The organism is Candidatus Nanopelagicales bacterium (assembly GCA_037045355.1).
In the GTDB taxonomy this organism is placed as follows: domain Bacteria; phylum Actinomycetota; class Actinomycetes; order S36-B12.
Window position 1 is genome coordinate 159,972 of the sequence record JBAOHO010000014.1, and the last position, 21,792, is coordinate 181,763.

Annotated in this window: 20 protein-coding genes and 1 pseudogene; 19 read left to right on the forward strand and 2 right to left on the reverse strand. The window is 67.5% G+C overall.

The window, feature by feature from the left end; all coding sequences use genetic code 11:
- The first annotated feature begins 1 nt into the window (after window position 1).
- The gene (dinB, locus tag V9E98_09125) at window positions 2-1,231 is read left to right on the forward strand and encodes a DNA polymerase IV (protein ID MEI2717143.1); all 1,230 of its coding nucleotides are present in this window, start codon (window positions 2-4) and stop codon (window positions 1,229-1,231) included.
- Here the strand turns inward: dinB and V9E98_09130 are convergent.
- Window positions 1,194-1,877 carry a phosphatase PAP2 family protein gene (locus V9E98_09130; protein MEI2717144.1) on the reverse strand — a complete coding sequence of 228 codons (684 nt, stop codon included), beginning with the start codon at window positions 1,875-1,877 and terminating at the stop codon, window positions 1,194-1,196. The two genes, dinB and V9E98_09130, sit on opposite strands and share 38 nt — an antisense overlap.
- Before the next feature lie 189 nt (window positions 1,878-2,066).
- Between V9E98_09130 and V9E98_09135 the strand changes: the two genes are divergently transcribed.
- Entirely contained in the window at window positions 2,067-2,459 is a 393-nt protein-coding gene (locus V9E98_09135; protein ID MEI2717145.1) for a DUF3040 domain-containing protein, read from the forward strand.
- 206 nt (window positions 2,460-2,665) lie between these two features.
- Window positions 2,666-3,490, forward strand: coding sequence for a class I SAM-dependent methyltransferase (locus V9E98_09140; GenBank protein MEI2717146.1), 825 nt, complete (start codon window positions 2,666-2,668; stop codon window positions 3,488-3,490).
- A gap of 49 nt (window positions 3,491-3,539) precedes the next feature.
- Here the strand turns inward: V9E98_09140 and V9E98_09145 are convergent, their stop codons facing one another.
- Window positions 3,540-5,384 (reverse strand): bifunctional diguanylate cyclase/phosphodiesterase, encoded by a 1,845-nt coding sequence (locus V9E98_09145; GenBank protein MEI2717147.1) that lies wholly within the window; start codon window positions 5,382-5,384, stop codon window positions 3,540-3,542.
- Between the two features lie 631 nt (window positions 5,385-6,015).
- On the opposite strand from V9E98_09145, the gene mraZ reads away from it, so the two are divergent.
- The 16 genes and pseudogenes from mraZ (at window position 6,016) to V9E98_09225 (ending at window position 21,722) form a co-directional block, all read left to right on the forward strand.
- On the forward strand, window positions 6,016-6,447 hold the full coding sequence (gene mraZ, locus V9E98_09150; GenBank protein MEI2717148.1) for a division/cell wall cluster transcriptional repressor MraZ: 432 nt from the start codon (window positions 6,016-6,018) through the stop codon (window positions 6,445-6,447).
- A gap of 254 nt (window positions 6,448-6,701) precedes the next feature.
- Window positions 6,702-7,673 (forward strand): 16S rRNA (cytosine(1402)-N(4))-methyltransferase RsmH, encoded by a 972-nt coding sequence (rsmH, locus tag V9E98_09155; protein MEI2717149.1) that lies wholly within the window; start codon window positions 6,702-6,704, stop codon window positions 7,671-7,673.
- Entirely contained in the window at window positions 7,670-8,386 is a 717-nt protein-coding gene (locus V9E98_09160) for a hypothetical protein (GenBank protein ID MEI2717150.1), read from the forward strand. The genes rsmH and V9E98_09160 overlap by 4 nt, the downstream gene beginning before the upstream one ends.
- Complete coding sequence (locus V9E98_09165) at window positions 8,383-10,200, forward strand: penicillin-binding protein 2 (GenBank protein MEI2717151.1); 1,818 nt, start codon at window positions 8,383-8,385, stop codon at window positions 10,198-10,200. Before V9E98_09160 ends, V9E98_09165 begins: the two co-directional genes overlap by 4 nt.
- A 68-nt stretch (window positions 10,201-10,268) precedes the next feature.
- Window positions 10,269-11,696, forward strand: coding sequence for a UDP-N-acetylmuramoyl-L-alanyl-D-glutamate--2,6-diaminopimelate ligase (locus V9E98_09170; GenBank protein MEI2717152.1), 1,428 nt, complete (start codon window positions 10,269-10,271; stop codon window positions 11,694-11,696).
- A complete protein-coding gene (gene murF, locus V9E98_09175) occupies window positions 11,693-13,099 on the forward strand; it encodes a UDP-N-acetylmuramoyl-tripeptide--D-alanyl-D-alanine ligase (protein MEI2717153.1) in 1,407 nt (468 codons plus the stop codon). The genes V9E98_09170 and murF overlap by 4 nt, the downstream gene beginning before the upstream one ends.
- Complete coding sequence (gene mraY / locus V9E98_09180) at window positions 13,099-14,178, forward strand: phospho-N-acetylmuramoyl-pentapeptide-transferase (GenBank protein MEI2717154.1); 1,080 nt, start codon at window positions 13,099-13,101, stop codon at window positions 14,176-14,178. Before murF ends, mraY begins: the two co-directional genes overlap by 1 nt.
- Window positions 14,163-15,563, forward strand: a complete 1,401-nt coding sequence (murD, locus tag V9E98_09185; GenBank protein ID MEI2717155.1) for a UDP-N-acetylmuramoyl-L-alanine--D-glutamate ligase — start codon at window positions 14,163-14,165, stop codon at window positions 15,561-15,563. Before mraY ends, murD begins: the two co-directional genes overlap by 16 nt.
- Window positions 15,564-15,614: 51 nt before the next feature.
- Window positions 15,615-16,148: an FtsW/RodA/SpoVE family cell cycle protein gene (locus tag V9E98_09190; protein MEI2717156.1), complete on the forward strand. Its 534-nt coding sequence runs from the start codon at window positions 15,615-15,617 to the stop codon at window positions 16,146-16,148.
- The gene (locus V9E98_09195) at window positions 16,048-16,815 is read left to right on the forward strand and encodes an FtsW/RodA/SpoVE family cell cycle protein (GenBank protein ID MEI2717157.1); all 768 of its coding nucleotides are present in this window, start codon (window positions 16,048-16,050) and stop codon (window positions 16,813-16,815) included. Before V9E98_09190 ends, V9E98_09195 begins: the two co-directional genes overlap by 101 nt.
- Window positions 16,812-17,165: pseudogene (locus V9E98_09200) on the forward strand (glycosyltransferase). Before V9E98_09195 ends, V9E98_09200 begins: the two are co-directional and overlap by 4 nt.
- 100 nt (window positions 17,166-17,265) lie before the next feature.
- Window positions 17,266-17,889, forward strand: a complete 624-nt coding sequence (locus V9E98_09205; GenBank protein ID MEI2717158.1) for a glycosyltransferase — start codon at window positions 17,266-17,268, stop codon at window positions 17,887-17,889.
- Window positions 17,886-19,298 carry a UDP-N-acetylmuramate--L-alanine ligase gene (gene murC / locus V9E98_09210; protein ID MEI2717159.1) on the forward strand — a complete coding sequence of 471 codons (1,413 nt, stop codon included), beginning with the start codon at window positions 17,886-17,888 and terminating at the stop codon, window positions 19,296-19,298. Before V9E98_09205 ends, murC begins: the two co-directional genes overlap by 4 nt.
- Window positions 19,299-19,456: 158 nt before the next feature.
- Complete coding sequence (locus tag V9E98_09215) at window positions 19,457-20,143, forward strand: FtsQ-type POTRA domain-containing protein (protein MEI2717160.1); 687 nt, start codon at window positions 19,457-19,459, stop codon at window positions 20,141-20,143.
- 185 nt (window positions 20,144-20,328) lie between these two features.
- Entirely contained in the window at window positions 20,329-20,847 is a 519-nt protein-coding gene (locus tag V9E98_09220) for a hypothetical protein (GenBank protein ID MEI2717161.1), read from the forward strand.
- The gene (locus V9E98_09225; GenBank protein MEI2717162.1) at window positions 20,847-21,722 is read left to right on the forward strand and encodes an FAD:protein FMN transferase; all 876 of its coding nucleotides are present in this window, start codon (window positions 20,847-20,849) and stop codon (window positions 21,720-21,722) included. Before V9E98_09220 ends, V9E98_09225 begins: the two co-directional genes overlap by 1 nt.
- The last annotated feature ends 70 nt before the right edge of the window (window positions 21,723-21,792 follow it).

Below are 21,792 nucleotides of genomic sequence, written 5' to 3' on the forward strand. Positions count from 1 at the left end.
GATGAGCCGTAGTCAGATCGACCGGCCCCGGGCGAGTCAGCCGGTCCATGCCGACGATCGCGACTGCACCGTCCTGCACGTCGACATGGACGCGTTCTACGCCTCGGTTTCCTTGTTGGCCCGACCTGATCTGGTGGGCCAACCCGTCGTCATCGGCGGTTCGGCCAACCGCGGAGTCGTGCTGTCAGCGACCTATGAGGCACGTGCGCTGGGGGTCCACTCGGCCATGCCCATGGCCCGGGCTCGCCGACTCGCTCCCGCGGCCGTGGTCATCGAACCGGACTTCCGTCGATACGCCGACGCCAGCGAGGGTGTGATGGCGTTGTTCCGCACCATCACTCCTGCTGTGGAACCTCTCAGCCTCGACGAGGCCTTCCTGGACGTCTCCGGCGCCCGCCGTCGGCTCGGATCTCCGCGGGATATCGCGAACCTGATCCGCGCCCGGGTCAAGGACGAGCAGGGCATCACATGCTCGGTCGGTGTGGCCGCGTCGAAGTTCGTGGCCAAACTCGCATCGACACTGGGCAAACCTGACGGATTGTTGGTGGTCCCGCCCGATCGGGTCGTGGAGTTCCTGCACCCATTGCCCGTCAGCGCGTTATGGGGAGTAGGCGACAAGACCGCCGAGTCACTGACCCGCCTGGGGCTGCGCACGGTCGCTGACATCGCCGGGACACCCGTGACTACCTTGTGCCGGGTCCTCGGGCCCGCCGCGGGGCGGCATCTGTCCGAACTGGCCTGGGGGCGAGACCCCAGGGCCGTGGTCCCGCACGAACCCGAGCGCAGCATCGGTGCCGAGGAGACATTCGGTACCGATGTCGACGATGCCTCGGTGGTCCTGCGCGAGATATTACGTCTGGCCGAGAAGGTCGCCGCCCGGCAGCGCGCCCGCGGTTACGTGGGTCGCACTGTCACAGTCAAGGTCAGGTTCGCTGATTTCACCACGATCACGCGGTCGCGAACCCTGCCCGATCCCACCGATGTCGCCCGCGACATCTTCACAGCAGCTGCGGAACTCTTCGGTTCCCTGGACCTGCAGCGGGCCCGGGTCCGTCTCGTCGGGGTGCGCATGAGTGGTCTGAGCGACGGCGCCACGACACCGCGGCAACTGTTGCTCGACGACACCGGACCTGCCTGGCGAGAGACCGAGTTGGCGGTCGACCGTATCGCTGAGCGGTTCGGTCGCCACGTCGTCAAACCCGCTCGTCTGGTGGAACCTCCCGGCGATTGACCACCCCCAGTGCCGCAGCGGACACCGCCAGCACCCAGCCGGCCCCGAACATCCAGCCCGCGATCACATCGGACGGCCAATGGACGCCGAGGATCAGCCGCCCCACACCCATCAACACGCCAGCCGTCCACAGCCCCACGGCGATTCCTCGTCCGCCCGGCACCACGAACAGGACCACGATCCCGTAGACCACCCACGTCGTGACCCCTCCGAGCGCATGCCCTGACGGGAACGCGTAGTCGGTTGCCGCGGCGATCGGGTCCGACCACACCGGACGCTCGCGTCCAACAGCAGCATCCACAACCTCCGAGACGACCGCTCCTCCCAAAGAGGTGACCGCCAGGTAGATCGCCCAGCCCCGATACCCCCGTGCCGCCAGGAGCACGACTATCACGATCGTCAGTGGAACCAGGACCAGCGGCGATCCCGCCCACCGTAGTAACTGTCCGACGATCACAAGAAGTCCGGACGACCGTGCGGCCTCATGGAAAGCGATCGCAACAGTGGCATCCCAGGTGGGAGGTGTCTGTGCCACCACCTGTTGCGTCAGAACAGCCGCGACGGCGAAACACAGCGCTGACAGCCCGGCGAATACCGGCACCCACCGTCGCCGCGGAAGGGCGGGGGTCGTTCGCGTGTCGCTCACCCACCACCTCCTCCCGCCCTTGATCATCGGATCGGCCGGGCCATATCGCTCGATGCCCGCTAGTCTCAGCCCATGCGTTCCAGCCACCCCGCGCATCCCCGAGAGGTGTTGCTGCGCGGAATCGGCGACTGGACTTTCCCATGTGCCCGGCCCCGCCTATTGTGGAATTGAAAGCGTTGGAGGTGTCGCATGCCCCTGTCGGACCATGAACAGCGGCTGCTCGAGCAGATGGAGCGTGCCCTCTACGCCGAGGACCCCAAGTTCGCCGACTCCTTGCGCAAGACCCGCCGGGCGGCCATCGACCGCAGGCGACTGCTGCTCGGGGTGATCGGGGCTGTGGTCGGTCTTGCCGTGATCGTCGTCGGGGTCGCCACGTCGCTGCCGGCCGTGGGTCTCCTCGGATTCCTCGGCACCGTCGCCGGTGCGTTTGTCGCCTACAACGCCTACACCGCCAAGGCGGAGACCGATACCTCGACGGCGGGGGCACCTGCCCCTCAGGCTCCCAAGGCGGCCTCCTCCGGTTTCATGGACCGGCTCGAGGAGCGTTGGCGTCGACGCCGAGACGAGCGCGGCCAGTACTGAACCCACCCGCACCGAAGCCACCCACCCGCACCGAAGCCACCCACCCGCACCGAAGCCACCCACCCGCACCGAAGCCACCCAAGCCACCCGCGATCGGGAACCGGTGAAGTCTGTTGTCTCACCCCACGAGACCGACCACGCCGACCGTTGCGCAGCGAGGGTTCCGTCTGGTCGCGGCCGGTAGTAATCCGGCGAGGAGCAGATAGATGGACGACGTCGCGCTGAACCGGGTGTTCCACGACCACGAATGCGGCTACTACGACGAGCGTTTCGGCATCGTTCACGACGAAGTATCGGCGCACGCAGCGGTCACCGAGGTCGAGCAACTCCTGGGATCGCGGCTGCGCGACGGTGACGTCGTCGTCGATGTCGGTTGCGGCACCGGATGGTTCGCCGCCGGACTGACTCGACTGCGCCCGGACGTGCAGGTGATCGGAGTGGACCTGTCAGCGGGCATGCTCGGGAAGGCGGCTTCCGCCGGGGCCACCGTGCTGGTCCAAGGTGACGCAACTCGCTTGCCGTTCGCGGACGGCGTCGTCGATGTCGTCGTCGGCCGCGGTGTGCTGCATCATCTTCCTGATCCAGTGGCTGCTCTGCGGGAGTGGCGTCGCGTGATGCGTCCGAGCGGTGCAGTCGTGCTGTCGAGCGAGCCCACGCCGATCGTGGAGACTCACGGCGCGTGGCTCGTCGCGGCCATGTTGCGACTGCCCGGGCTGCGGGGAGGCCTGACTGCGGAGGATGAGTTCTGGGAACTCGCAGCCATGGCCGCCAACCTGCACACCTTCAGGCCTCAGGAGTTGCGGGACATGGCGCAGTCGGTGGGTTTCCAGGAAGTGACGGTGGCAGCGTCAGGTTTCGCCGAGACGATGGCCATGACTGCCTCGTACGCGATGCACGGCCACGCCCCCAACCTGGCCGCGAGACTCCCGTGGCGGCGGATCGCGACAGTCGGATCGCAGGTCGACCGTGCGGCATTGGACAAGGTGCTGCCCGAGAGCTGGCGCCACACCCTCACGGGTCGTTTCCGGTGACGTGACGCAGTGCCCTCGCCGACCGACGCACTGCTCGCGCTGCTGAGCGTCACTGTGTGCGTGTGAGTGGTTCGTCGCGAAGCAGTAGGCGTTCGATCGCGTCGGCTGTGGTCGCTGCCTGCCAGAGCCAACCCTGGGCGAATGGGCACCCCATCGTGCGGAGCAACTCCAGTTGCTCCGGGCGTTCCACGCCCTCGGCCACCACCTCGAGATCGAGTCCGGCCCCGACCGCAACCAGGCTGCTGGTGATGGCCGTGTCGGTGCTGTCGGTTCCCAGTCCCGCGATCAGGGAACGGTCGATCTTGATTTGGCTCACCGGTAGCGGACGCAGGTAGCTGAAACCGGAGTGGCCCGTGCCGAAGTCGTCGACAGCGATCCGAATGCCCAGGTCGGCCAACTCCACCAGTTCCGACACGATGTCGGGATCGGCGCTGATGAGGTCGGGTTCCGAGATCTCCACGACCAGACGGTCGGGCCTCGTCCCGTGTTCGTGGAGGGCCTGCTTGACCAGATCAGGAAGAGTGCCGACGCCGAGTTGGCGCACAGAGATGTTGACGGCAATCCGTGGTTCGGGCCGGCGCCCCCCGACCGGCCAACTCGCAGCCACGCGGCATGCCCGATCCACCACCCAAGCACCCATCTGGGTCATCAGGCCGCGCCGCTCGGTCGCCGCAATGAACTCGTCGGGCAGGATGCGGCCGGCCTCTGGGTGTTCCCACCTGATCAGCGCTTCGACCGCCACAATCCGCTCCGATGTCAGATCGACGATCGGCTGGAAATGCAGTTCGAACTGATCGGCCCCGATCGCGTTGCGGAGTTCGTCCTCCCGGCGCATGATCCCGACGGCCACCTTGTGCATGTCGTCCGTGCTCAGCGCCCACTGTCCGCCACCAGATCGCTTCGCTTGGCTCAGGGCGCTGCCCGCGTCACGGAGCAGATCATCCGGCGTGCTGTTCGGGGTGCTGAGGGTGACTCCGATGCTCGCACCGGGGTTCACCGTCGCGCCGAGCAGATCGAAGTCCCGCGCGAGTGCCGTCGCAAGTCGGCGGGCGATCATGCCGGCCTGCTCCTCGGTGCCGACCTCTGGACACAGCGCCACGAACTCGTCGGCGCCCAGACGAGCGATGGTGTCCGCCTCACGCAGCACCTCTCGTAGCCGCTGTCCGACCGCGGTGAGGAGAGCATCTCCGACGTCGTGCCCGAGATCGTCGTTGACCGCGGCGAAGTTGTCGAGGTCCACCATCAGCACAACGACCGAACGCCCCGAGCGTTTGCTGCGGAGCAGGTCCTGACTGATCCGGTCCATCAGCAGTGCCCGAGTGGGCAGTCCCGTCAGTGAGTCGTACAAGTCCGCCCCGGGGACGGCTCGACCGGTGATGATGCAGCCGTCGCGATACTTCGACGCTGTCGCCAAGAACGGGTCCCGACCCACGACGGGGGGGATCTCGAAGACCACTGGTACCCCGGACGCCACGACGGCGCGACAGATGTCGACGGCCTGCCACTCCGCCGGGGCGGCGGCGAGCAGGCTCTGTCCGCCCAGGTCCCCAGCGGACACCCCCAGTAGCCGCCCGCCGGTGCCAGTGGCCTGCTCGCAGCGGAAATCGCGGATGATGCCGGCCTCGTCGCGCTGTGCGCGCACCACCAGCAGGACGTCCTCCAGCAGGACGTCTTCCAGCAGGACGTCTTCCAGCAGGACGTCTTCTAGCAGTGCGGCGTCTGTGGCGAAGGCCTCGTCCTCAAGGAGGGCGTCTTCGCGCGGGGCAACGTCTTCGCGCGGGGCAATGTCTTCGCGCGGGGCAACGTCTTCGCGCGGGGCAACGTCTTCGCGCCGTGGAGCGACTTCGCCGGCGGCACCGGCGTCGACCGGTGGTTCCCCCGGATCGTCGGTCATGACACCTCTTCTTCCATTGCGTTCTCTTCCACTGCCTTTTCCCCGCGTCGCGATCTTCCTCATCCCCGCGTCGCGATCTTCCAATGCGTCGCGCTCACGGGAACGCCTGCACTCGCATGCTCAGGTGCCGCCCGCATTCTCATGCTCAGGTGCACTGAGAGTGGAGCGCCGCGCAACTCTCCACTGTTGAGTCAACCAGTCCCTGCCCTTGGTGGCACGGCAGGTGCCCCTTGGGTGGGCACGGCAGGTGTCCCTTGGGTGGGCACGGCAGGTGTCCCTTGGGTGGGCACGGCAGGTGTCCCTTGGGGGTATGGCCGGTGCCTTTTGAGGACCGGTGCCCTCTGAGGGAACGGCCAACACCTCCATCGGTGACTCGGCCGTCCCATCGCCGACTCGGCCGCCTCATCGCCGACTCGGCCGCCTCATCGCCGACTCGGCCGTCCCATCGCCGACTCGGCCGCCTCATCGCCGACTCGGCCGCGCAGTCGTGGGCCGGACCACGAACGGTGGTGGGCATGGCGGGGCCGGCGCGGGGCGATGCGGTTGACAGTGGGAGAAAGTGGAATACAGTGGAGCGAAATGGAGGACTGGACCACAATCGGGCTGGCCTGCGGCGGAGTGGAGGTGCGCGATGCTGTTGGGCACTCACGCGCCTCGGCTGGACGACAAGGGTCGGCTGGTGTTGCCCGCCAAGTTCCGCGACGAACTCGCGGCGGGGATCGTCCTTACCAAAGGTCAGGACCGCTGTGTCGTGTTGTGGCCCGAGCAGGAGTTCGCGCGCTACGCCGAACGCCTCAACGAAGCATCACGATCCAACGCCTCGGTGCGCTCGTACCTACGGGTGCTGTTCTCCGGAGCTTTCGACCAGGTCCCGGACAAGCAGGGGCGCATCAGCTTGCCCCAGCCATTGCGCGACTACGCGGACCTGGAGCGCGATGTGGTGATCGCCGGCAACGGCAGTACAGCAGAGATCTGGAACGGCCCGGCTTGGGAGCACTACCTGGCCGCCCAGGAGGAGTCCTTCTCGGACCTTGGCGAGGAGGTGGTCCCGGGCATCTTCTGACCGTGCTGTGAGGCCTCCGCCCGCAGAGCCGGCCATTCTTCCCCGATGGCCGGAACTCGCCCCACCCAGGTGACGTCCCGACGCTCTTCCCCGGCGCCGGGTGCGCGGGAGGGGACCTGATGGCACGGTCGGACCCGGAACCGGCGCGATCTGCGAATGTGAGGGCTCTCGCGACTCCCTCGGGACCTCTGGTACAGCCTGAGGCCCGCAGAGTAAGCCGGGGGACTCCTGAGCAGGCCTGAGGGAGGAGGCACGTGTCGGGCTCATTCACCCACGATCCGGTCCTGGTGGGTCGGATCGTCGAGTTGCTCGCACCGGCTGCCACCGACGGCGGGATCGTCATCGACGCCACGGTCGGATTGGGCGGCCACAGCGAGGCGTTGTTGGCGAGTTTCCCCACGATCACCGTCGTGGGGGTCGACCGCGATCCCGAAGCGCTGGCGCTGGCATCGGCCCGGCTGGCCGGATACGGCGACCGTTTCGTGCCGTTCTCGTCGGTGTTCGACGACATCTCGGGCGCCGTTGCCGCGGCGGGGGGGAACGATGCGGCAGCTGTTCTGTTCGACCTCGGCGTGTCAAGCCTTCAGTTGGACAGTGATGCGAGGGGGTTCGCTTACAGTCGGAGCACCCGGTTGGACATGCGGATGGATCCGCGCAGCGGGGTCACGGCCGAGGACGTCGTGAATGACTACAGTCCCGGGGAGTTGGAACAAGTGTTCGCGCTGTATGGCGAGGAGCGGTTCGCGCGAAGGATCGCGCGTCGAATCGCCACTGAACGTCAGCAGCGGCGCATCACGACCACCGATCAACTCTCCGCCATCTGCGACGCTGCCATTCCCGCCGCGGCGCGACGCAAGGGGCACCCCGCCAAGCGGGTATTTCAGGGCCTGCGGATCGAGGTCAACGGCGAACTCGATGCGCTTCGGCTGGGCCTGGAGCATTCAGTCAGAACGTTGCGCCCCAACGGCCGGGTGGCTGTGCTGTCCTATCACTCGCTGGAAGACCGCATCGTCAAGCGCGCGTTCGCAGCCGGGGCACGTCCACCGGTACCCGCCGGACTGCCGGTGATCCCCGACGACGCACGCCCGTTCCTACGTCTACTCACCCGAGGAGCGGAGCAAGCCTCCGACTCCGAGGTTCGCGACAATCCCCGGGCGGCGTCCGTGCGGCTGAGAGCCGTCCAGCGGATTCTCCCGATCCCGCCGACGTGGACGGTCGCCGCATGACCACCGCGACCCCGATCCGAACCACCGGACCCGCGCGACTACGGGTCCGGCCCCGGCGCACCGAGCGCGCCGTCGAGCATCAGCGCCGCCATCTCGGATCGTTGCCCTTCCTGGGTCTGATCGCAGCGATCCTCAGCCTCGGGTTGTTGTCGTTGCTGCTGATCAACAACAGCCTGGCGGCCGGCTCTTTCGAACAATCCCGGCTCAAGGCCGACAGCATCCTGCTCGGCGAGCAGGAGCAGGCGCTCAGCCAGGAGGTCCAGCGGCTGTCCTCGCCCACGAACCTGCGCGACGCGGCGCGGCAGGCCGGACTGATGGCTGCTGCCACCACGGCCTACATCGACATCTCGACCGGGCGCATCCTGGGCACACCGATGCCGGCCGGAGCGACCCCTGGGTCCGCAACGAGTGGAGACCTGGCGACGCCGTTGACGCCCGACTCGACCGATCCGGCGGTGACCGATCCCACCGTGACCGACCCGACGACGACCGACCCGACGACGACCGACCCGACAACGACCGACCCGACGACTGATCCCACCGATTCGACCGCTTCTGATCCGTCCGCTTCTGATCCGACCGCCCCGGATTCGGCCGGGCCGGATTCGGCGACCGGTGACACGCTCGACCCGGAAGGCTCGGACGGTGCCGCTGTGGGCCCGGCCGGCGAGACGGCCTATGACCGGGCCATTGTCAGCGGAGGTGGCCGATGAGTGCCCCCACCCAGCAGCGGCCGCGCACCGGCGGCCCCGGGCGTCCACCCGCGAACAAGCCCTTCGCGTTGGCCAACTCCCGGCGCCGGATTCAAGTCGTCATCATCGGTTTCGCCATGGTGCTCAGCCTGTTCGCCGCTCGCCTCGTCGAGCTGCAGGCGCTCAAGGGCCCCGACCTCGCAGAGGCAGCGCTCAACCAGCGCATCCTGTCGCAGGACATCCCGGCGACTCGAGGCGAGATCACCGATGTGGACGGTCGCCCCCTCGCAACATCCATCGAGGTTCGTGACATCACGGCAGACCAGACATTGGTGGTCGACCCCGCTCAGACCGCCGCAGTACTCGGTCCGATCATCGGGATGTCACCGACCGAGTTGCAGCCGCTCCTCACCGGCGACGCCCGGTTCACCTACTTGAAGAAGGCCACCGAACCTCAGGTGTGGCGCAACATCCAGACATGGCGTTCCGATCCCGGCAACGACCCCGTGGTGCTGCAGGGGATTTTCTCCGAGCGCCGCACGATTCGCGACTACCCGAATGGCCCGCTGGCGTCGAACATCATCGGGTTCACCAATGCCGAAGGCCATGGCGCGGTGGGCCTCGAGTCCGGGCTCGACCGGCTCCTCGCCGGAACGCCGGGCAGCGTCACCTTCGAGCAGGCGGCCGGTGGCACCGAGATCCCCACATCTGACGTCCAGCAAATCGATCCGGTGCCCGGCAGCGACGTCAAACTCACCATTGACTCCGATCTGCAGTGGGCCGCCCAGCAAGCCGTTGCCGCCGAGGTCAAGGCATCCGGATCCGACTTCGGCACCGCAGTCGTTCTCGAAGTCGGTACGGGCCGCATCCTCGCCATGGCCACAGCGCCGGCCTTCGACCCCTTGGATCCCGATCAGGTCAAACCAGAGGAATGGGCGAACAAGCCGGTCACATGGGCCATGGAGCCGGGATCCACCGCGAAGCTCATGACGTTGGCGGCGGTCCTGAACGAGGGCAAGATGAAGCCCCGGTCCCGGGTGTCGGTGCCGCCTTCGCTGTTCCGCGGTGGCCAGTACTTCAAGGACTCGCACGAACACGGTGGACTGCAGCTGACCTTGGCGGGTGTGCTCGCGGAATCCAGCAACATCGGGACTGTCCTCGCCGCCGAGAAGATCGGTGGCAAGAAGCTCTACGAGTACCTCAAGGCGTTCGGGGTCGGCGAACCCACCGGACTCGATCTGCCGGGGGAGCAGACAGGTTACGTGCCCCACCCCAAGGAATGGTCCGACACGACGTTCCCGACCCTCGCGTTCGGCCAGGGCATGTCCCTGACGGCGATCCAGATCGCCAATGCCACCGCTACGATCGGCAACGATGGTGTGCCCGTGCAACCACGCATCATCGACAGCTACACCGCCCCCGACGGCACCACCGAGCAGACCAGCCCCGTCGAAGGGGAGCCGGTCGTCTCGCCCGAGACCGCCCAGACCATGCAGAGCATGATGCAGATGGTCGTCGGCGAGGGCGGTACCGCCAAGGTCGCTCAGGTGCCCGGATACCTGGTGGGCGGCAAGACCGGAACCGCGCAGCGCTACGACGAGGAATGTGGCTGCTACAGCGGGTACACCGCCAGCTTCTTGGCCATGGCACCGGCGGATGATCCCCAACTCGTGGTGGGTGCCTGGTTCGACCACCCCCGCAACGGCTACTACGGCGGCGAAGTAGCGGCCCCGGTCGTCCAGAAACTCATGACCGCCGCGCTCGCCAACCACAATGTCCCCCCCACTGGGGGCAAGCGGGCCAAGTGGCCGCTGACCTGGGGTGGGACGTCCTGACCCTGGACAGTCGGCCGGGACCAAGGCCCCGACCGTTGCACCAAGCCCCCGCGCTCGCGTCGGCAAAGGTGCCCAGGAACCTCCTGGTCGCGGGGATCACTCTCGACTCTCGTGCCGTGCGTCCTGGCGATCTTTACGCAGCGCTGCCCGGCGCGACAACCCACGGGGCCCGATTCGCCGATCAGGCCACCGACGCCGGCGCCGCGGCGATCCTCACCGATGCCTCGGGTTCCCAACTGTGCCCCGATAGCCCGGTCCCGGTGATTGTCGTCGCGGACCCGCGCGCAATGCTCGGGGACTTGTCCAGCTGGATCTACCACCAGCCCGCAGGCGACCTGTTGCTCATCGGGGTGACCGGCACCAACGGCAAGACCACCATGACCTATCTGCTCGCCGAAGCCTTGGCGGCGGCCGGTCACACGACCGGCGTGATCGGCACGATCGGTATCAAGGTCGGCCACCAGGATCTGCCCTCGGCCCGAACCACTCCCGAGGCTCCCGACGTGCACGCCGCTCTCGCCGTGATGCGGGAGCAAGGAGTCACTGCGGTGGCTATGGAGGTGAGCAGTCACGCATTGGTACTGGGCAGGGTCGCTGGGCTGGCATTCGACGTGGCGGTCTTCACCAACCTCAGCCAGGACCACCTCGACTTCCACCAGGACATGGCCGATTACTTCGCCGCGAAGCGGCAGTTGTTCGAACCGGGTCGCAGCAAGCGTGCGGTCATCTGTGTCGACGACGCATGGGGGCGCCGGCTCGCGGAGTCGAGCGAGATCCCTCGGGTCACGTATGGCCGCGACGAACCGGCCGACTGGAGTCTCGTCGACCTGCGCGTGCGACGAAGCGGCGGCTGGGACGCCGCCGCGAGAGGACCCAACCTGACGGTACCGGTGTCCTCCGACCTGCCCGGCCGGTTCAACCAGGCGAACGTGCTCGGGGCGTTGGCCGCCGCCGCCGGCGCCGGGATCGATCCGCAAGCAGCCGCTGCAGGCCTCGCGCGGTGCCGGGGTGTGCCGGGTCGGATGGAGGCGGTGTCGGCGCCCGAGTTTGCGGCATTCGTTGACTACGCTCATACCCCGGAGGCTGTGGCTCGAGCCATCGGCGCAGTACGCGAATTCAGCAGCGGCAAGGTGATCGTCGCGCTGGGGTGCGGCGGCGATCGGGATCCGGGCAAGCGGCCATTGATGGGCACAGTGGCGGCCCGGGGGGCCGACATCGTGATCGTCACTGACGACAACCCTCGATCGGAGGACCCGGCGATGATCAGGCAGGCAGTTCTCGAGGGTGCTGTACGGGCCGAATCCGGTGCCGAGATCAGTGAGATCCCCGACCGGGCGGCAGCAATCCGGGCAGCAGTGGACCGGGCCCAGCCAGGTGACGCCGTACTCATCCTCGGCAAAGGCCATGAGCAGGGGCAGGAAGTCCGCGGCGTCGTCACGCCGTTCGACGACCGCGTCGTCCTGGCGTCGGCCATCACCGCCGGAGGTGCCAGATGATCCCGCTCACCTTGGCCGGCGTCGCCGATGCCGTCTCCGGAACCGTGGCGGGCACCGCGGCGTCGGCGGACGACACGTCGGCAGATGACACGGTGGTCACCGGGGTTTGTGCGGACTCCCGGCTGGTTGCCCCCGGCGACCTTTTCGTGGCCATCCCCGGGGAGCGGGTCGATGGTCATGACTACGCCGCGGTGGCCGCAACGGCTGGTGCGCGGGCAGTTCTCGGCAGCAGACCGAGTCCGTCGCTGCCCACCGTCGTGGTCCCGGACCCGGTCGCTGCCCTGGGAGAACTCGCACGTTCCGTGGTCGCTTCCCTGCCCAACCTGACGGTGATCGCGGTGACCGGTTCGTCGGGTAAGACCTCCACCAAGGACCTGCTCGCCACGGTCGCGAACCTGCGGGGGCCGGTTGTTGCGCCGGCCGGATCCATGAATACGGAAGTTGGACTTCCCGTCACCGCACTGCAATGCACACCGGACACCCGCACCCTCGTCGCCGAGATGGGGTCCCGTGGTCCCGGTCATATCGAGTACTTGTGTCATATCACCCCGCCGGATGTCGCGGTCGTCCTCAACGTCGGCACCGCTCACCTGGGTGAGTTCGGTTCCCGCGAGGTGATCGCAGCCGCCAAGGGCGAGATCGTCGCCGCACTACCCGCTGGGGGAACGGCGGTTCTCAACGCCGACGACCCCCTCGTTGCCGCCATGGCCACGCGCACATCGGCAACCGTGCGGTCCTTCGGGCTGTCGGCGAAGGCGGACATGCGCATTTCGGAGCTGGAACTCGACGATTTGGCCCGGCCCTCCTTCACTTTGACGTTCGCGGGGGCATCGGCTCGGGTGGACCTCCGCAGCAGCGGGGAGCACAACGCTCACAACGCCGCTGCCGCCGCGCTGGCCTGCTGTGCGAGCGGGGTCGCATTAGCGGACGTGGCGCGTGCGCTGTCCGACGCCGAACCCGCCAGTCGGTGGCGCATGGAAGTGAGCACAACCGCCGGGGGCGTGACACTCGTCAACGATTCCTACAACGCCAACCCCGATTCCATGGCTGCTGCCCTGAAGTCCTTGGCCGAGATGGGGCGTCGCACTTCGGGCCGCACGTTCGCTGTACTCGGCGAGATGAAGGAACTCGGCGCCGAGTCGCTGACCGCCCACGATGAGATCGGCCGCCTGGCAGTCCGGCTCAACATCAACGCACTGGTGGTCGTCGGCGAGGGCGCTCGCCCGATCCATCTCGGTGCAGCCCACGAAGGATCTTGGAACGGCGAATCGGTGTGGGTCGCCGACATCCCGGCCGCTGTCGCCGAGTTGAGCAGCCGACTGCACCCGGGCGACATCGTCCTGGTGAAGGCCTCCCGCAGCGTCGGACTCGAGGCCGTCGCCGAGCAGGTGGACACGCTCTAGTGCCTTTGATCATCCTCGCCGGCGGGATCAGCATGCTGATCACGTTGCTCGGTACCCCACTTCTCATCAGGCTGCTGCAGAAACACGGGTACAGCCAAGCCATCCGGATGTCCACCGACGACATCCAATACCCCGAACACACGGGCAAACTCGGCACGCCGTCCATGGGTGGTGCGGCCATGATCGTGGCGATCGTGATCGCCTATTCCCTGGTCCACCTCGTGTTCTGGACGTGGCCGTCGGTGTCCGGCCTGCTCGCGCTGTGGCTGGTGATCGGCCTGGGAGCCGTGGGTTTCGCCGACGACTACCTCAAGATCTTCCGGCAGCGGTCCACCGGCATCCGGGCCCGCACCAAGCTGATCGGTCAGGCGTTCGTGGCCCTCACATTCGCTCTGGCAGCGGTGCACTTCCCTGATGCGCAGGGATTCACCCCTGCCTCCCAGGCAGTGTCGATCGTGCGCGACACCTCGTTGGTGTTGCCGTTGGCCTTGTTCGTGCTGTGGGTCTGGTTCCTCATCACGGCCACCACCAATGGCGTCAATCTGACCGACGGGCTCGACGGTCTGGCCACCGGTGCGGCGCTCGCGTCATTCCTGGCGTACACCGTCATCACCGTGTGGCAGTTCAATCAGTCGTGCGGTGCCGCTGTCGCGGCCAACTGCTACCAGGTCCGAGATCCCTTGGACCTCACCGTGTTCGCATCGGCGTGCGCCGGTGCCTGCTTCGGGTTCCTGTGGTGGAACACTCACCCAGCCGCCATCTTCATGGGAGACACCGGGTCGCTGGCCCTCGGCGGCGCCATCGCCGGCCTCGCCATCATGAGTCGTACCGAACTTCTGTTGGCTCTGACCGCGGGACTGTTCTTCATCGTCACGGTGTCCGTGATCCTTCAGGTCGGATCGTTCAAGCTCACGGGCAAGCGTGTGTTTCGGATGGCGCCCCTGCACCATCACTTCGAGCTGCGGGGCTGGCCCGAGATCCTCATCGTGGTGCGGTTCTGGATCATCCAGGGACTCTGCATGGCCGCAGCTGTGACGATCTTCTTCGCCGAATGGGTGGTGCCATGGTCGAACCAATGAAGCTGGACGGTCTCGGACGGGCCAGCGACTGGTCGGGTATCCACGTGTGCGTGGCCGGCATCCGGGTGGCAGGTGCGGCGTGTGTCCGGGCGTTGGTGGCGCTCGGGGCTGACGTCGTCGCTGTCGACGCGGGCGCTAGTGCGGACCACGAGCGTTGGGCGGACGAACTGCGCTCCATCGGCGCCACCGTCCGGCTGGGTGACGGCGACACGCTGCCGACAGACTTGGATCTGCTCGTCGTCTCGCCCGGCTTTCCCCCCACCGCGCCGATCATCCGCTCCGCTACTGCCGCCGGAGTCACCGTGTGGGGCGAACTGGAACTCGCCTGGCGGCTGCGGTCTGCGCAAGCGGCTCCATGGCTGGCCATCACGGGCACGAATGGTAAGACGACCGCGACGCTGATGCTCGAGTCGATCCTGCGGGCGGCCGGTCAGCGAGCCATCGCGGCGGCCAACATCGGGGTCTCTTTGGTCGAGGCCGTGATGGCCGACGATCTCGATGTCATCGCCGTCGAGGTCGGGGCGCCGCAGCTGCCCTTCTGGCACAGCGTGAGCCCGTTGGCGGCTGTCTGCCTCAACGTCGCTGAGGACCACATCGACCATTTCGGGTCGTTCGACGCCTACACCGCCGCCAAAGCCAGGATCTACGAGCGCTGTCAGGTGGCTGCGATCTACAACTGCGCCGACCAGCGCACGATCGCCATGGTGCGCGACGCCGATGTCGCGCCGGGATGCCGGGCCATCGGGTTCACGTTGGGGATCCCTGGTCCCGGTGAGTTGGGCGTCGTCGAGGAACTGCTGGTGGACCGCGCGTTCGGCGCCGATCGGGACACCACGGCGGTGGAACTGGCAGTTGTGGACGATGTCCATCCGGCTGCGGCGCACAATGTCGCCAACGCATTGGCGGCCGCCGCGCTCGCCCGCGCGTTCGGCGTATCCCCGGAGGCGATAGCCGCGGGGCTGCGTTCGTTCACCCCGGCCGGTCACCGCATTGCCGATGTGGCCGAGGTGCGAGGGGTGCGTTACATCGACGACTCAAAGGCCACCAATACCCACGCCGCGGACACGTCGCTGCGCTCCTATGAATCGGTGGTGTGGATCGCGGGCGGGTTGGCAAAGGGGCAGGAGTTCGACGAACTGGTGGCCGCCAGCCGGGACCGGTTGCGCGGCTGTGATCCTGCTGGGCGCCGATCGTGCGGTCATCGCCGGCGCATTGCAGCGACACGCCCCCGAGGTTCCCGTCGTTGTGGTCGCGAGCGCGCAGACTGGGGCAATGGCCGAGGTGGTGGCCGCCGCCGCCGCGATGGCCGAGCCGGGGGACACCGTGCTGCTGGCACCGGGGTGCGCGTCGTGGGACATGTTCGTCAGCTATGCGCAACGTGGTGACATGTTCGCGCGAGAGGTGCACCGGCTCGCCGCGCCGACCGAGGAGCATCGTTGAGCGAGACCCTGCAGCCGGACGCCACCTGGCGCGACCGCCTGGTGAGCCACCCGGCCAGCATCTACTACCTTCTGCTCGGTTCCACGCTGTTCCTGCTGCTGCTGGGCCTCATTATGGTCTGGTCGTCCTCGGCCATCGAGAGCATTCGAGACACCGGGGGCAGCACCGACCTCGTGGTCAAGCAGGCACTGTTCGCCGGGTTGGGTCTGGTGTCCATGGTCGTGGCGTCGCGGCTCCCGACGGCGACGATCCGGGGCCTGGCCTGGCCGGCCATGGGGCTCGCGCTCGTACTGCTCGTGCTGGTGTTGATCCCCGGCATCGGAGTGGCGGTGCACGGCCAACAGAACTGGATCGACCTGGGCGGGCCATTCCGGCTGCAACCCTCCGAGATCGCCAAACTGGCCCTGGTCGTTGTGGGGTGCCGACACGTTGACCCGCAAGTACCGCCCCATCACCGACTGGCCGACGTTGCTGATCCCGGTCGCGCCCGTCGGTGGGCTGCTAATGTTCCTCGTCACCCTCGAAGGTGACTTCGGCAACGCCATGATTCTGGGCTTCATCCTGCTGGGACTGTTCTTCGCGGTTGGTGCTCCACTGCGCTTGTTCGCGGCGTTTGGCGCCCTCGGTGTCGTTGCTGTCGTCTTCGCCTCGTTCGCCGCTGAGTACCGGGTCCGGCGTTGGACCGCTTTCCTGGACCCCAACGCCGACGAACTCGACGGTGCCTGGCAGGTCACACAGGGCACCTACGCCCTGGGGACGGGCGGCTGGTTCGGCACCGGAATCGGCGGATCCCGCGAGAAGTGGGGCAGTCTGCCTGCCGCCCACACCGACTTCATCTTCCCGGTCATCGGCGAGGAACTCGGCATGGTGGGCACGTTCTCGGTTCTTGCCCTGTTCGCCGTCCTGGTGTTCGCGATCCTGCGCCTGGCGAAGGAGTCACCCGACCGCTTCGTACGGCTCTTGGCTGCCGGCACCGGTACCTGGCTGATCATCCAGGTCGTCACCAACGTCGGCGCCGCGTTGAAGATGCTGCCCATCACGGGCGTCACCTTGCCGATGGTGTCCTACGGGGGTTCGTCGTTGATCCCGCTGCTGATCGCCATCGGGCTGCTGCTCGGAGCCGCTCGTCGCCATCCTGCCCGACTGCGGCAGTACCACGAGGAAGTGGCCCAGCAGACCGCCGGATCCATCCGTTGACCCCGCGGGTCGCCATCGCCGGCGGCGGTACCGGCGGGCACATCGAACCCGCCCTCAACCTCGCCGATGAGTTGCGCCGACGTGACCCGACGACCGCCATCGTCGTGATCGGAACCGCGAAGGGATTGGAGGGGTCACTGGTACCGCAGCGCGGGTACGATCTGGAGCTCATCGATCCGGTGCCGTTGCCGCGGCGGCCGGGGCGGGACCTCATCAGTCTCCCCACTCGGCTGCGCCGATCGACCCTGCAAGCCCGGCGGATCGTCACCGACCAGCGCTGCGACATCGTGGTCGGGTTCGGCGGTTACGTGTCGATCCCGGCCTACCTGGGCGCACGCGGCCGGGTTCCTTTCGTCGTCCACGAGGCCAACGCAAGGCCCGGACTGGCCAACCGGCTGGGGGCCAGGATGACTCCTTGGGTCGCGGAGAACTACGCCGGCACCCTGCCCCATGCCTCGCCGGCTCGGGTGTCCGCTGCGGCAGGTCATCAGCGACCTCGACCGCGACTCGCAACGTCTCGCCGCGCGGGAGTTCTTCGGCCTGGCGCCGGATGGCCCGGTCCTCCTCGTGTTCGGTGGTTCCCAGGGCGCGGCGTCGATCAACGGGGCGCTCGCCGGCAGCCGCGATCGGCTCCTGGCCTCCGGGATCCAGATCCTGCATGCCGTAGGTCCGCGCCAGGGTCATGCCGTCGAACCCCGACCGGGGTATCACCCGCTGCCCTTCATCGACCGGATGGATCTCGCCTACGCGGCGGCGGACCTGGCCGTATGTCGCGCCGGAGCCATGACCTGCGCCGAGGTCGCGGCCGTTGGGCTGCCCTGCCTGTACGTGCCCTACCCGATCGGCAATGGGGAACAACGGCTCAACGCCGAGCCGGTGGTGTCCGCGGGAGGTGGCATCATGATCGATGACGCCGATCTGACCGCAGCGGTACTGGGGGAGACCGCCTCGAATCTGCTCAGCGACCCCGGTCGACTGGCTGAGATGGGCCGCCGCGCTGCCGGCTATGGCATTCGCGACGGAGCGGCGAGGTTGGCGGACCTGGTCATACACGCGGCGGGAGGACCCCGATGACAGCGGCCTCGTTGGCCGACCTCCACGCGGTGCACTTGGTCGGCATGGGTGGGGCAGGAATGTCCGGTCTGGCGCGACTCATGATGGACCGCGGCGTCACCGTGTCGGGTAGCGACATGCGCGACTCGGCCCGGCTCGAGGCACTGCGGCGCCAGGGCGCCACGGTGTTCATCGGGCACCGCGGCGATCATGTGGGGGCCGACGTCGATGCGGTCATCGACACCCCGATCATTCCCGACGACAACCCCGAAATCATGGCCGCGCGTGATCGCGAGATCCCCGTGCTCACCCGAGCGCAGGCTCTGGCTCTCGTCATGGCCGACCGCACGGTCATCGGAGTCGGCGGCACCCACGGCAAGACCACCACGACGTCCATGATCACCGTGGCGCTGCAGCGCTGCGGCGCGGATCCGTCGTTCGCCATCGGCAGCGAGGTCAACGACCTGGGGAGCAACTCGCACACCGGACGTGGAGACTTCTTCGTCGTCGAGGCGGACGAGTCGGATGGCGCCTTCCTGCTCATGGATCCCGCCGTCGTCGTGGTGACGAACGTCGAACCGGATCACCTCAACTACTGGGGGGATTTCGCAACACTGCAGAATGCCTTCGACGAGTTCGTCGATCTGGTCGCCCCCAATGACGGCTTCGCGGTCATCTGTCTCGATCAACCCGGCAGCGCCGATCTAGCGGCACGCTCGCGGGCCCGCGGAACCACAGTGGTCACCTATGGCACCCACTCCGATGCGGACTACCGCGTGGAGATCCTGGGCAGCGATCACGGCGGCTACCGGTTCGATGTCGTGCACCGGGGTGTACGGATGGGCGACATCGTGCTGCAGATTCCCGGGCGGCACAATGCGCTGAACGCGACGGCCGCGCTCGCCGCCTGTGTCGGACTCGGCTTCAGCGCCGTCGAGGTGCGTGCCGCGCTGTCCGCCTTCACAGGTACCCGGCGCCGCTTCGAGTACCGGGGTGAGGTCGCGGGGGTGCGGGTGTACGACGACTACGCGCACCACCCCACGGAACTGCAGGCGACGCTGAGTGCAGCCCGGGAGTTCGTCGGCTCGGGGCGGCTCGTCGTGGCGTTCCAGGCCCATCACTACTACCGCACCGCGATGTTCAGCAAGGAGTTCGGTGAGGCCCTGGGCCTGGCCGATGACGTCGTGGTCCTCGAGGTCTTCGCTCCCGGAGAGGAGCCGATTCCCGGTGCCAGTGGGCAAGCCATGGCGGCCAATGTGCCCCTGCCGCCCGGCAACGTGGTCTTCGAGCCGTCGTGGTCGCGTGTCGCCGGGCATCTGGCGGCTCGCGCGCGTCCGGGAGATATGGTGATGACCCTGGGGGCCGGGGACATCTCCCTGCTGGGGCCAGAGGTTCTCACGCTCTTGCGTGAATCGGAGGAGGGCACATGACGCTCACGTCCGACGCGCCCCCCGACGTCACCGCGGACTCTGTTCCTCCTCGTTCCCGGCGCAGGTTCGGGCTCCGACGGACCTCTGGAGCGAATCGCGCCGGCCGAAATGGATCCGAGCGAAAGGTCTCCGGCCGACGGGTCCCCATCCGGTTCGTGATGTTCGCCGTGTTGGCCGTCGCTGCGCTGGTGGCTCTCGCTTGGCTGCAGTCCTGGTACTCGCCCGTGCCGGTCCGATCGGTCACGGTGTCGGGTCCCACCGCAGCCAAGCAGGCCGAGGTCCTCGAAGCGGCTGCGATCACCGAAGGCACACCGATCCGCGAGATCGACACCGCAGCCGTCACCGAGCGAGTTGCCGCCCTCCCGGGAATCGAGTCCGTCGACATCGTCCTGCAACGCCCCTGGACCGTCGACCTGCAAGTCGTGCAACGGATTCCGTTCGCGGTGGCCGGAGGTCCCGACCGGTGGGTGATCGTGGATACCCAGGGCGCCGTGATCAGTGAAGCCACCGCGCGCCCCGAGGAGTTGCCCCTCCTGAACTCGCCGGGACCCGACTATGCGCCGGCGGTGGCAGCGCTGCGGGGCTGGCCCGAGGACGAACGCTCCGCGATCAAGTCGGTCGACACCGCTGCGGACGGTTCCATGACGATCGTGCTGAAGAACGGAGTCCCGGTGGAGTGGGGGCTGCCGGGTCAGGATGAGTTGAAGGCCGCTGCAGCGGTGCAGCTGCTGCAGTTCAAACCGAAGAAGATCAACGTGTCGGTCCCTGAACGCCCCGCGGTCACCGGCGCTTTGGACCTTCCCAAGGAAAACCAACCCGACCCCGAGGACTCCACCGCGGAGTAGGGCCTCCCGATCACCTCACCGACCATCAGGCGCCGGACATCAAGTGAACCGTCACGACCGGCATGACCAGCGCCGGACACCAAGTGAACCGTCACGACCGGCATGACCAGCGCCGGACACCTGGCTACCATCTGGCAGACAGCAACCATCTGGCGCACAGCACCAAGACAGCCCTCGGAGGTTCCATGAACAAGCGCACTGCCGTCATCGCACTCGGCATGACCGGCCTCGTCACCGTGGCCGCGGGCTGCAGTAGTAGCAGCACCCCTGCTCCCAGTACGCCGGCAACCAACGCGCCAGCGACCGATGCATCGGCAACTGAGGCTGCCCCGACCGCCACCGGTGTCCCTGCGCCTCCTTCAGGTGCCAAGCAACTGAGCTCCTCGCAGGAGGAAACCGCGATCTACACCCGGTACGAGATCTCCGGTATGACCCCCCAGCAGGTCGTTTCGTCCTACGAGCAGGCGGCCACCAGCGCTGGCTACTCCGTCACCAACTCCGGTGGGTCGGGCGGAGGCTGGGGTGGGTACGGTGGCGCCGGGGCCGGCATGGTCGCGCAGAGGTCCGGCTCCTACCTGGACGTTCAAGCCGGCGGCGAGACCAGTGGCCCCACGTACTTCGAGGTATGTGTCGGTGCAGACGAGGCCGCCGTGGACCATTGCGACGCCTCGAGCCAACAGGACTCCAAGTCGAGCGGTAGTTGATGCCGGTCACCCAGCGCTGGGAGCGCACGTTCGCAGCAATGGGGACCCAGTGCCATGTCGTCGTCGTCGGAGCTGGACGGGATGTGGTTTCCCGGGCTGAAGACCGTGTCGGCGAGTTGGCGAGGGCATGGACCAGGTTCGAGTCCGACAGCGAAATCAGCCAACTCAACTCCCGCGGAGAAGGGATGCTCAGTGAGGACAGTTGGCTGCTTCTGACCGCCGGGATCGTGGGGCGCCAGTTCACGAAGGGACGCTTCGACCCCTTCATGGCTCACCAGATCGTCGCCGCTGGTTACGACCGGGACTTCCCCGACCTGGGTGTACAAGCGGTCACCGATGCGGCCCCCGCAGCACACCGCCCGGTGCTGGAGCTGTGCCGGCGCACTCGGTTCGTCCGGCTGGCTCCCGGGGCAGCCATCGACTCGGGGGGGATCGGGAAGGGGCTCGCGGCGGATCTCGTGTCGGCCCAGATCATGGCCTCGGGGGCTGACGCATGCCTGGTCAACCTCGGTGGGGATCTGAGGGTCCGCGGCGACAAAGGCAGCCCCTGGCAGATCGGCATCGACCGGGAGGTGCCGGGTCCCCAGATCAGCGTGCGGCTGCAAGCCGGCGGGCTGGCGACCAGCAGTACGACCAAGCGCATCTGGCACACGACGCGTGGCGACCCCCACCATCACCTGCTGGACCCTCGCACCGGGCGGCAGATGCGGGCCCGGTGGGCGGGAGCCACTGCGATAGCTCCGAACGCCTGGGTGGCAGAGGCATTGTCGAAGTCCTTGCTGTTGTTCGGCCCATCAGCCGCCCAGCGGTTGGTCCGGCGCCACCGGGGGGGCGGTCTGGTGCAGGACTCGAACGGGGACGTCGCCCCTCTGTGAACTGAACCCAACCCCATATGTTGAGTTGAGGTCGAGACATTACCCCGAGAAATGGGGTCGGAACTGCTTG